The organism is Cytobacillus sp. ABV4_503, assembly GCF_056158445.1.
The window spans coordinates 4,129,289-4,141,886 of record NZ_JBSWTH010000001.1 but is presented as its reverse complement, the minus strand read 5'-3'; the positions used below and the strand labels follow the sequence as shown (position 1 = coordinate 4,141,886).

The following is a 12,598-nucleotide window of genomic DNA, read 5'->3' as shown; positions in this document are numbered from 1 at the left end:
ATTCATCGAGATGATGCTCATAGAACCTATTATGATCTTTGGATTTGAACAATTGAATACTGAACTATTATAAAAATTTGAAAGATGTCTTTTTTATATTAGGGACATCTTTTTTTTATTAAAAAAGGGCCAGTTTGTTAAGTAAAAGACTTAAAGCCTGTGCCTTAATGTTAAAGATATCGAGAAAAAGATATTGCTGCTATGTGCTGCTCATCCTTATTCTTTATTAAAATTTTTTATTAATATGATCAAAAAACTTGTATTGTTTAAATTTCAGAATACTAATACTATTGTGTCTAGTGGTTGGTAAATTGAATGATGAGTTTTATCAAGTATTAAAAGGAGGCTTTAAATGAAAGGTTTAAAAAAGAGAAAACGGGGTTTATCAGCTTTTTTGATGATTTTATTTTTACTGGGAACAATATTCCCTCTAGAAGGATATGCGGTTCAAAATAAGGTACCGAATCCAAACCCATTAAATGAAAAGGTGGACCCAAAGGTAATAAAAGCTTTTGAAAAAAACAGGTACACTAATGTGATTGTAGAATTGAAAAACCAGGCGGATGTTGGACAAATCGCTAATCAAGCTCGGGAAGAGGCTAAGAAAGTGAAGGCTAGCCGCTATCAAGAGAAACTCCGCGTCCGTTCTGCTGTTGTGTCAGGACTGCAAACGAACGCTGAACAAACACAGTATCATATTAAGAATTTTATCCTTCAAAAGAAAGCTGAAGGCAAACTGAAGGATGAACAATATTACTACATCGTAAATGCTGTTTCATTTACATCCACAAAAGACGTTTTGCAGGAAATAGCAGCCTTTCCGGAAATCAACCATATTTACCTAAACGAAAGGCACGCTTTGCCTAAACCAAAGGCACCCGGAGTCCAAAAATTAACAAGTGAGCTACCTTGGAACCTGGAAAAAATTCAGGCAAAAAAGGCATGGGAAAATGGGTTGGATGGTTCAGGGGTCGTGGTCGCAACACTTGATACGGGGGTGGACGTAAACCATCCCTCGCTTAAGAATCAATACAGAGGACTCAGTGCGGATGGCACCTTTACACACACCTTCAATTGGCTGGACTTGGTGGGAGATAGTCCTGCTCCAGTTGATTCACATGGACATGGGACACATGTGACAGGCACAATGGTGGGCTATGATCCTGAAGCGGGCACACATATCGGAGTGGCACCAGGGGCAAGCTGGATTGCAGTTCGCGCATTTTCAGAAGACGGCGCTCTGGATACAGACTTGTTAAAAGCAGGGGAATGGCTTCTCGCTCCACTGGATGATAAGGGAATTCCTCATCCTGAGATGGCACCGGACATTATTAACAACTCATGGAGTAGCAGTTCTACCTTAAATGAATGGTTTAGATCAATCGTTAAGGCATGGGCGGCAGCCGACATTACACCTGTTTTTGCCGCAGGAAATCATAGCCCTTCGACGCCGGTTGGGCCAGGTTCAATAACCAATCCAGCTAATTATCCTGAAACCATTGCAGCTGGCTCAACGGATTCATCCAGCCGAATCTCATGGTTTTCTTTAAGGGGACCTTCTCCTTATGGCGGCAGTGAGATAAAGCCGGATTTGGTTGCACCTGGGGAAGAAATTCTTTCAACCCTCCCGAATAACGAATACGGGATGTCATCGGGGACCTCCATGGCCGCACCACATGTTTCAGGCGCCATTGCCATTCTAAAGCAAATGCAGCCAAACATGCCGATCGATAAGATAAAAGAAACCTTGTATGCCGGATTGATTCCGCTATCCGATTTAAACTATTCATCTTCCCCAAATGATGCCTATGGGAGAGGGTTACTTGACCTAACTGGTATGGTTAAGAGCGGTTCTAATGGGGTAGGCACTCTAGCAGGGAAAGTAGGTTATAAAGCTGCCGATAAAAAGAAACCATTAGCAAGCCATGAACCACTTCCCTATGCTTATGCTAATGCACCTCTAAAACTCTCTGTACAAGCCTCTGACGATTTTGCAGTTTCCACGGTGGAACTTCATTATAAAGTTGACAGAGCACCAGGAAAAATATTAAATGGCACACTTTTTAAAGGAAACTTTAAAAGCGGTTTCTATTCAAGTGAAATTCCTCTAGAACAAGTAAGGGGGAAAGAAATTACGTATTACTGGAAAATTACGGACTATGCAGGAAACAGTTCGAAAACTGTCCCAGTTCGCCTGCCACTGAAGAAAGGGCTGTCGGTCGGGTATGCTACAGACTTTGAAAAAATACCTGTAGGTTGGTACAGTACAGGTAGAAGCAGTTCGTGGAATTGGGGGAAGATTATGACGCCCGTCCTGAAGGCGCCTTCTGGAAACAATGTGTACGCCACCTCGATTCCTGACTGGAGAGACAGCATTGATTTTTTCTGGAGTTATTACAATAATGAGGAATCCATGCTAACTATGCCTCCGATCCAAGTCAAGAAAGGAGAAGCGGTATTCCTTAACTTTAAACAGACCTTTGGATTTCCAACTTTTGTAGGGTGGAATGATTATGGCCAAGTGCTCGTTTCGGAAGACATGAAGAACTGGCATGTTGCTAAAACAAACGAAGGGCATTTAGAGGCAAAGTGGGAAGACGTTTCTGTCGACTTGTCTTCCTTCTCAGGAAAAACGGTTTATGTAGCTTATCGTTTCCATTCCGACAGTACGGAAACAAACTTAGGGTGGTACTTGGATGATATTTCCATAAAGGACAAGCCTTCCGGCACTGTATATCAACCCTCCCAATCAACGACTGCATTTGAACCATTAGGGGAGACTGCAAGGCTACAAGGCACCCATAAAAAACAAGTTCTCGTCCCACTTAGCGCGCAAATACAGATTGTTGAAAATGGAAGGCTTTTAACGACCGATCCAACGGATGGCAGCTTCAGCATGAAACTGCCAGCAGATGAATACCACCTGCTAGCTGAGTCCTATGGCTTTAAGCAAAAGATTCAAACGGCGAGAGTAACAAAAGATGAATCGACCAATGCAGCTATACAGTTATCCCCCTTAGATAAAGGCGTCGTCCATGGAACCGTCAAGAGCAGCAAATCCAAAAAAACGATAAAGGGAGCAACGGTGAAACTCATTGAAGACGCCGCAGTCGCCCCGATAAAAACAGGTGCAGACGGGAAATATTCGCTTAACCCTTTTGAAGGAACATATACGCTTGAAGTAAGTGCACCCTATTTTCATACCTACCGGGAACAGATTGAAATTAAGGGCAATTCCATCCGTGCAATTGACATACATTTAAAACCATATATAGGTACAGAAGGTGAAATCAGCTATGATGATGGCTCGGCTGAAAGTGTCTTGCTGGTCTCTGGAACTGACGAGATCGCAGTAAAAATGTCATTGAAGGATGGACAGGAACAAGCATTGCTGACCGCCGGACTGTTTTATATCGACCCCCGCTGGTATAGCCCAGGCGGTGAAAGTTTTCAAGTTGATGTATATGATGCAACTGGACATGAAGGAGGGCCTGGAAAGAAATTAACGGAATCAATTCCTGCAAAATCGGATATCGTTCCTGGCTGGGTGAAAGTAGATCTTAGCCCTTACTCTATTTACGTACCGAAGGAGTATTTCCTTGTATTCAGCGTTCAAGCTCCAGATCCATATGTGCCGGCCCTTGGATTCGATTACAGCCCTTTCTCAGACAGATTTTGGAGGTTTTACAAAGGCACATGGATGAAAGTAGACGATGGATCGGTGATTGGACCATTTGATCTTGATGCAAAGAATCCGATGATTCGCTCTGTCGTTTCATATGAAATGAAATAAAAATCTAAAACGCCCGATTCCGGTCTGCCGGTATTGGGCGTTTTATTATTAAATTGAACCATGGGCTACGCCTGCTTGGTTTTTTCTCATTCAGGAATTTTAGATAGTCATTTTTTATTATTCATTTAAATACTTAATCGATTTGATTAAAAATCCAGTATTGTTAATATTTCAGAATACTTATACCATTTGGTCTAGTAGTTTTAAATTTCAAGGAGGGATTTCACATACGCTCAGTTAAGATCAAAAATGTATAATAGAGGTTTTGGGAAAAATTTTCAATAGTATATTATATGGCTTTTTCTTTAATATGGATTTATAGATATCTAAGGGGTAGGTGTGGAATATTGGAATTAAGACAATTAGAACATTTCATGGCTCTTTGTGAAGAAATGCATTTTACAAAGACTGCAGAAAAACTAAGGATTGGGCAACCTACTTTAAGCTACCAAATGAAAGCTTTAGAAGATGAACTAGATGTTCGTTTATTTGATCGTTTAGGAAAGAAAATAGCAATTACAGAGTCTGGTAAAATCCTTCTTGAACACTGTAAAATGGTATTCGCTAATTTAGAAAGTGCTAAAGAACAAATAGAAGAGCTTCAAAATGTTAAAAGAGGAAAACTAGTAATTGGAACCCTTTCAGGAGATTTAAATCAAATTGCATCCACGGTATTAGTGGAATTTCATTCCATTTTTCCGGATGTCCAAATACAGATTTTCTCTCTAGATGATGTGGTTGAAAATGTTATACAAAATAAAGTTGATTTAGCCTTGACACTATTGCCAGAAAAAGATGAAAGGTTAACAAATATTTCATTATACGAAGAAGAATTTCTCTTAGCCGTACAAAGGAATCACGTTTGGTCAAATAGAAATTCGATAGATTTTAAAGAGATTCAGCGCATACCCTTAATATTAAATCCTTTAGGCCACTGTTTTAGACGATCACTTGATGCAGCCTGCATTACATCAGGAATTCAAATCAGGCCAATCATAGAATTAACTGATTCAATATCAATATTGAATCTAGTGAAGAAAGGGATAGGAGCAACAATAATATCTAATACACTTTTTTCTCTTGAAAATGAAGGAGAATTGAAGGCGTTACAGATTATGAATCCAACTATTATTAGGGAAGTCACCATTGTACACCATAAACAAAAACACATCGGTACTGCTGCAAAAGGCTTTATTGAATTATTGATTTCATATGTGAATAGAAATAAATTAGGTGCCTATAGTGTAAGAAAATTAACCTCGTCTTAGGGCTTTTTCACTTGTTAAGCTTACCTATTAGTAAGTAAATGGATTTAAATACTTTTCAGGTACTTTTTATTAGATTGCGATGCGCAAAAAATCTTAAAAAACTAGAGAAAAATACTACTAAAGCTTTTGAAAACCAAGACTTTAAAAGTCTTTTATAACAATTTTATTCTTTATTTAAAGACTAAATTAAGTTAAATGGAAGGTTTCACGGGTTAATAGATATTTACGATAAACCGTTTACCAGTCATGGTAAGCGGGTTTTTATATTGGGAGGAGGTTTAGAATCACGTAAAATTTTTTGCTGATAAAGGTAGAATCTTTTAAAAATTTTATGCATGCAGGAATTTTCATAATTAGAACAATTGAAGTTGCTGTTATATCAAAAAATTTGATGATATTTCGCTAATAATGAGGTTACATTTGGAAAATTGAATGTAAAATTGTTAAAGTTGATTATATATAGCTTAATAAGCCCTTATAGATGGTCTCCATGCCCTAAAGTGGGGCTTTTATCGAAAATCCCCTGCTTAAGAGGTGTTTTTATATAAATATTTAATTTTACCTTCTTAAAAAGAAAAAAACGGAGGTGTTTTAATGATTATCATAGGCGTAACAGGCTGGGGCGACCATGATAGCCTTTATGCTGGCAATATTTCGCCGAGAGATAAATTAAAGGAGTACGCCGGCCATTTTCCGACTGTGGAGGTGGACTCTGCTTTTTATGCGGTGCAGCCAAAGCGCAACTCTTCCAAATGGGTAAAGGACACGCCTGAATCTTTTCAATTCATAGTCAAAGCCTACCAGGGCATGACCGGCCATCAGAGAGGCGAAATCCCCTTTGAAAGCAAAGAAGAAATGTTTGAAGCTTTCAAAGACTCATTGGAGCCTTATATCGAATCGGGAAAACTGGCTATGGTGCTGTTTCAATTTCCGCCATGGTTTGACTGCAAAAAAGCCAATGTCGACTATCTTCGCTGGTGCAAAGAGCAGATGGCAGATATCCCATGTGCCCTGGAATTCAGGCATCAATCATGGTTTCGGCCGGAGTTCAAGGAAAGTACATTAAGGTTTATGAGTGAAGAAGGCTGGATTCACAGCATCTGTGACGAGCCGCAAGCCGGTGAGGGTTCAGTTCCAACTGTCCTGGAAACAACCAGTCCTGATAAGGTGCTTGTTCGGTTTCATGGCCGTAATTTTCATGGCTGGCAGAAGAAGAATGGAGACAACTGGCGCGAGGTCCGCTATCTTTACCGCTATAACGAAAAAGAACTGGCTGAATGGGCAGAACATCTAAAACAGCTTGAGAAAAATTGTAAAACTGTATTCGTCGTCTTCAATAACAACTCTGGCGGTGACGCGGCAGACAACGCTAAACAAATGATCGAAATGCTGAATATTGAATACCAGCAGCTCGCTCCCAGACAGCTTGATTTATTTTAAGCGGTGCCTGGCACTTTCACCTTTTTTCTTGTCCGCACATATTGTGTAAGGGAAAAGGAAAGGAGTGGCGGCAAGTATGATTGATTTAAAACCGATTGATATAGATGGCCATACTTTTTTGAGTGTATCGGTGCAATTGCCGAAGACCAATCTGCTGGCGGTAACGAATGATAAAGGGTATATCATGTGCGGCGCCCTTGATGTAGCATTACTGAATGAGAAGCTTAAGGACCGCAAAGTAATTGCCGGCAGGGCGGTCGGCGTAAAAACCATAGAGCAGCTGTTAAATGCCCCCCTTGAATCTGTCACTTATGAAGCAGAGGAACTGGGCATAGTTAAAGGGACTATTGGAAGAGAAGCACTTTTAAAAATGATCTAAAGGCATGCCTTAATAGGGCTGTCTTTTTTTATTTGGTCATATACGAGCCTTCGCCGCACATAAATTTTTATCTGCACGTAAAAAAGGGTTATCCGCACATAAATTTTTTTATCCGCACATAAAAACAGCTATCCGCATATAAAAAAAGGTTATCCGCACATAAAATACATAATTGAGGAAAATAGCTCCCCGGAGTGAAGACAGGCACCCTAAAGTTATCCTTAAAAACGGCATAAGAATCAATTTTCATAAAAACTGTGAGAACTTCCGCCAATGCCGGAATTTTGTCGTATAATGTAAATAAAACCAAATTATACCCGAAATAAAAAGTAGCACTGAAAAAAGGATATGGGAGATACATATGAGATTAGCAGCAACCAATACAATTGAGACTGGCAGCGTTTTGGCCAAGGCTATATATAATGACAAGGGTCAGGTCCTCTTGCATGAAGGTGTGGAGCTGGCTGATAAATTGATACATAAATTGCAGGAAATGGGTATTACTTATGTGTATATAAGGGATTGGCGCACTGAGGATATCCAATATAGGGACCCTCTGACTGCCAAAATGCGCACGAAGGCAATCGAAACCATAGAATCTGTTCTGAAGGAAGTAGAAGCAAATAAAGATTTATCAGGCTCTTTAGTGATTGAGAAAGCCTCAAAACGGCTATCAGGGCTAATTCGTCAGCTAATCGGTGAAATAAGGGGAAATAGAGAGCTGCTTTCGATCCTATCAGACGTTTATACATATGACCACTATATTTTCACACACTCCCTGAATGTAACCCTTTATTCTCTGGCAATCGGGATGAAGCTACAGCTCCTGCCAAAGGAACTTGAAATCCTGGGGCTAGGTGCTATTCTCCATGATGTAGGTAAAATGAAGGTGCCAGCAGATATTCTTTTGAAACCGGGTAAATTGACAGCTGAAGAATTTGAATCAATAAAGAAGCATCCTGAAGATGGATTTAATATATTAAGAAAAGTAGAGACGATTCCGCTCCTTGTTGCACATTGTGCCTTTCAGCATCATGAGCGTTTGAATGGCTCCGGCTACCCGCGCGGCCTTGAGGGAGACGAGATACATGATTTCGGCAAGATTATTGCGATTGCAGATGTGTTTGATGCAGTAACATCTAATCGCATTTACAGACAGGCTATGCTCCCGCATGAAGGCCTGGAGATTTTGTATGCAGGGGCAGAAAAGTTATTTGATAAGAGGATAATAGAAGTTTTTCGTCAAGCGGTCGCGGTATATCCTGTGGGTGTTACAGTCGAGCTGAATGATGGCAGGAAAGGTGTTGTCTGCCGGCAGAACACGGGTCTGAGTGATAGGCCTGTCATCCGCGTACTTGAAGAAAAGGGCAGGAATGTGGAGCCGTATGAAGCAGATTTGAGGATTGAATTGAATTCTGTCATTATAGGCTGCGATACGACTTTTGTACAACAATAAACTATTTTGGATTTTTGAGCCTAGTTCCCTCCTTTACAGCATACATATAGCTTGTAAAGGGGGGATTTGTTTTGGCAAAATTTCGAGGCCGGCTGCCCCGGAAAGGTCCTCTGCCATTTCGCTATGTATTTCTGTTGACCTTTATATTTTTCGTCATCTCAACTGCTGCCGGCCTATGGATTATCAACGAAGGGCTTAAGCCCACTCTCATGAGCTATGCCGATTCACAGACAAGGAAAATCGCATCATTGGTGATAAACAATGCGATTAATAAAAAAATTACCAATGTGATGGATTTGGAAGATATGTTTGAAGCAAGTGAAAGCGGGGTTGTCAGCATAAACGTAGAAAAGCTGAACAGGGTCAAAGCGGAAGTAACCGAACTTGTTCAGGATAATATTAAGAAAGCGGAAAAGGGCGATTTGGATGCATTGGAGTCCTTTACAGATGTGGAAATTACTACGGAACAAATGCAGAATACAAATGGAATAGTTTATTACGTGCCGCTTGGCCAGGCAACCAATAATGCGCTTCTCGGAAACCTGGGTCCCCGGATACCGGTTAAATTTAATGCAGTTGGTTCTGTTACCTCCAACTTTATAACGGAAACAAAGGATCACGGCATTAATAATGTTGAAGTGAAGGTACTGGTCCGTCTGGATGTGCAGGTTCAAATCATTATACCTTTTGCCACCAAGATTATCACTGTACAGGAGGATGTACTGGCCGCTTATGGCATTTATCCGGGAAAAGTCCCGCAATTTTACAATGGCGGAGGGGGCACCTCGCCTTCAATAGAAATACCGGCCGGCCAATAACACTTGCAAAAAGATTAGTATTTTGATAAAATTTCAATATAATTTCATAAAAACCTTATCATATCCGATGGGGTAGAGGCGCAAGATTTAAGAGTACGCTGTGCGAGGATGACAACTAGGACCGCAGCCGAAAGGGAATGTTGCCGAAGCATGATTAGTGAGTCAGAACTAATCTTGCTGGGGTTACTTCGAATAGGAGTAACACTGTCATTATGAGGGGAAAGTATGAATATACTTTGTCAAAGCCTTCATAATGGGGAGCTACAGATCGTGATGGAGAAACTAATTACTTCAAAAGAGTAATGATAGATTTTTCTCTATCGTTACTCTTTTTTTATTTTGACTCTGTCATCATCCTTGTTGTTCCCCTACGAAAAGCTACAGGCGCCCGCTTATCGGAGCCTGTAGCTGGACACCAATCAAATTTCAGAGGAGGACAAGTAATGGCAAACACGATTTTCTCCCTTCTGCCGCCTTTGGTAGCAATCGCCATGGTTATCCTGACCCGGCGCGTATTGCTGTCATTGGGAGTGGGGATCGTAACAGCCGCACTATTGCTGGCTGAATTCAGCATCACAGAAACATTCAGCATCATTTGGGATGCTGTAAAAGGAATTTTTGTTTCAGACGGAGAGCTGAACACCTGGAATGTATATATTATTTTATTCTTGCTTGTATTAGGAGTTATTACTGCATTTATATCTATTTCAGGCGGAAGCCGCGCTTTTGGAGAATGGGCGATGAAGCGGGTCAAGACCCGTGCAGGCGCACAGATTGTCGGAGCTGTTTTAGGTATTATCATATTCATTGACGACTATTTCAATGCTCTGGCTGTCGGCCAGATATCACGTCCGATTACAGACCGCCAGCGTGTATCCCGTGCGAAACTTGCCTATTTGATTGATTCCACATCAGCACCTGTTTGTGTGGTTTCACCGGTATCAAGCTGGGGAGCATACATTATTGCGCTGATTGGAACTATCCTTGCTGCCCATAATGTTACCGAGTATTCAGCTTTCTCGGCATTTATTCAGATGATTCCAATGAATCTTTATGTATGGGCTACCCTCGCTATTGTGTTTATTGTTGCATTAAGAGGCCTTGAAATTGGACCAATGAAGGTTCATGAGAAGCGTGCAGTTGAAGAGGGGCTAGTAATGGATCCTGAGAAGCCGGCGCCTGGTGAACTGAAGGATGACCTTCCTACAAGTTCAAAAGGATCGGTCGGAGATCTTGTGTGGCCGATAATAGCACTTGTCATTGGTACAGTGGGCTCGATGTTTTGGACTGGGTCACAGGCGGTTGAAGGAAGTGCGACCATTTTACAAATATTTGAGAATACAGATGTCTCAAAATCTCTTATCCTTGGAGGCCTGGTGGGTCTATTGGTATCATTGGGACTATTCTTCCGACAAGCCTATGCTTTGAAAGGTGTTAACCCAAATGTTTTTGGTAAAGGGGTATGGGAAGGCATTAAGTCTATGCTTCCAGCTGTCTATATCTTGCTGTTTGCCTGGGCGATTGTTGATTTGATCGGCCGTCTGGAAACTGGAAAATATTTAGCCGGTCTTGTGGAAAGTTCAAATATGAGCACATCATGGCTTCCGCTTTTACTTTTTGTCATAGCTGGAATTATGGCATTCAGTACTGGAACTTCATGGGGATCTTTCGGCATCCTGCTTCCAATTGCAGGAGACATTGCTGCTGCAACAGATATCTCTCTGTTATTGCCGGCTATGTCAGCAGTTCTCGCCGGTGCAGTGTTCGGGGATCATTGTTCACCGATTTCCGATACAACGATTCTTTCATCAACCGGGGCTGGATGTAATCATATGGACCATGTGATGACCCAGCTTCCATATGCATTGATTTCAGCGGGAATCGCTGCTGTTGGTTATTTAATTGTCGGTTTTACTGGCAGTACTGCAATCGCATTACTTACAGTGGCTGTTCTTGTAGCGGCATTTGCTTTCCTTGCCCGTGGCAAAAAAGAAGCCTGGCAGGAAAATAGAGCTAGTTAAAAAACCATAGATAAAGGCTTTCTCTTTGAGAAGGCCTTTTTTGGTGTTCATCCATCATGATTAAAGAGGTCCCCCGGAAGGGACCCTTTTAATTATAGGTTGTCATTATTTCTTCTTTTAAGAGAGCGATTTAAGTCTTCATCGTCAGTAACATATTCACGGCCGCCCTCAAGATGCACTTCTTCTTTCTTGAGGTTTTCTTTAACCTGCTGCGTTTCCTGAACCTCCCGTTTGCCTACGACAATCTCTTCGGTGACAACAGGCTTTTTGGAGACTTCCACTCGCTCCTCTGTAATTGGGATCCTGATTGTCTCCTCATCTGATATTGGTGAGGTGCTTGCGCCAGTTGGATCATCCACTTTTCTTCTTTCTACATATACTTCTTCATGCTCTACCGGTACATTGATTGCTTTTTGTTCTTCCACAACGTCTTTATGGATTTCAACTTCTCCGGCTTGAACACGTTCTTTTGACACATCCAGCTGTTCTTCCCGAAGTTTTAATGATTGTTCATCTTCTTCCGCGGGATTTCTCTGCTGGCTATAACCCCCAGTGTAGGTGCTATCCACATTGGCTTCAGAAGTCCCTGCATTGGTAAGACCTGTTGCAGTATCAATTCTATCGCTGTACAAAATGATTTTTCCCTCGTTCACATAAGTTTCATATTTGCGGGCTTCATCATCTGACAAGCCCAGTTCCTTGAATTTTTCAACTGGAGAGTCACTGCTCATGCGATCATCATCAAACCATGATGCGAGACTATTTAAGAATCCTGCGCTCTCACTGCTCTCTCGATCCTTAGTTTCGAAGGTTTCTGTTTGAACACCGGTTTTATCTTCAAGAGACGTATCCAGGTGTTCTGTCTGCCCAATGATGGATAGATCCTGAACAGGGTATCCGTCATTCTGCAGTTCTTGAATGGCATTTACTACTTCCCTTTGTGAATTATAAACTCCAATAATATTGGCATCCATTTGTAAAACCTCCTTTATAGTGCTTTATGCTATATTTGGTAATGGTTAAGCACACTGGTTATATTCCCGGGACCTGGTAGACCAAACGAGGATAATATTGGCATACCGACAATATTATTTTGAATTATCTGAATAAATAACGAAAGTTTTTTACTTTTAAGAATAAATTTTACTAAGGGGGTGAGGACAAAGAAATACTTGATCAGCTTTGCTGGAATAACTCCTGGCCGAGTTGAATTCTAATGATAATTAAAATACGAGTATACTAATTTTCTTATGTGCTTTACTCTGGCAATGTACTAAAATTTATTATTTCGAAAAATAATACTATTAGGAAAATAATGTTTTGACAGATTATCAAAAACTAGCTATACTAGGCTTAGTTAGATTTAATTATCTGAAAATATAAAAAGTTCCCATTGTTCTTTTTAATTGGGAATATTTACAGG

General features: G+C 40.8%; 8 protein-coding genes and 1 riboswitch. Of the genes, 7 read left to right on the top strand and 1 reads right to left on the bottom strand.

Annotation, left to right across the window (positions count from 1 at the left end):
* Positions 1–352 precede the first annotated feature (352 nt).
* The 7 genes from ACXAD1_RS20875 (at position 353) to ACXAD1_RS20845 (ending at position 11,175) form a co-directional block, all read left to right on the top strand.
* Positions 353–3,793, top strand: coding sequence for a S8 family serine peptidase (locus ACXAD1_RS20875; RefSeq protein ID WP_474910877.1), 3,441 nt, complete (start codon positions 353–355; stop codon positions 3,791–3,793).
* Positions 3,794–4,140: 347 nt separating this feature from the next.
* Positions 4,141–5,061, top strand: a complete 921-nt coding sequence (locus tag ACXAD1_RS20870) for a LysR family transcriptional regulator (protein WP_474910876.1) — start codon at positions 4,141–4,143, stop codon at positions 5,059–5,061.
* Between the two features lie 594 nt (positions 5,062–5,655).
* Positions 5,656–6,501 carry a DUF72 domain-containing protein gene (locus ACXAD1_RS20865; protein ID WP_474910875.1) on the top strand — a complete coding sequence of 282 codons (846 nt, stop codon included), beginning with the start codon at positions 5,656–5,658 and terminating at the stop codon, positions 6,499–6,501.
* Between the two features lie 76 nt (positions 6,502–6,577).
* Positions 6,578–6,880 carry a YunC family protein gene (locus ACXAD1_RS20860; RefSeq protein ID WP_206840295.1) on the top strand — a complete coding sequence of 101 codons (303 nt, stop codon included), beginning with the start codon at positions 6,578–6,580 and terminating at the stop codon, positions 6,878–6,880.
* Between the two features lie 361 nt (positions 6,881–7,241).
* Entirely contained in the window at positions 7,242–8,336 is a 1,095-nt protein-coding gene (locus tag ACXAD1_RS20855) for an HD-GYP domain-containing protein (RefSeq protein WP_370225059.1), read from the top strand.
* A gap of 71 nt (positions 8,337–8,407) precedes the next feature.
* Positions 8,408–9,154 (top strand): sporulation protein YunB, encoded by a 747-nt coding sequence (gene yunB, locus ACXAD1_RS20850; protein WP_206840297.1) that lies wholly within the window; start codon positions 8,408–8,410, stop codon positions 9,152–9,154.
* A 65-nt stretch (positions 9,155–9,219) separates the two neighbouring features.
* Positions 9,220–9,426: riboswitch (Lysine riboswitch) on the top strand.
* 171 nt (positions 9,427–9,597) lie between these two features.
* The gene (locus ACXAD1_RS20845; protein WP_206840298.1) at positions 9,598–11,175 is read left to right on the top strand and encodes a Na+/H+ antiporter NhaC family protein; all 1,578 of its coding nucleotides are present in this window, start codon (positions 9,598–9,600) and stop codon (positions 11,173–11,175) included.
* Between the two features lie 92 nt (positions 11,176–11,267).
* Here ACXAD1_RS20845 and ACXAD1_RS20840 read toward each other — a convergent pair whose 3' ends face one another.
* Complete coding sequence (locus ACXAD1_RS20840; RefSeq protein WP_206840299.1) at positions 11,268–12,149, bottom strand: YsnF/AvaK domain-containing protein; 882 nt, start codon at positions 12,147–12,149, stop codon at positions 11,268–11,270.
* Positions 12,150–12,598 lie beyond the last annotated feature (449 nt).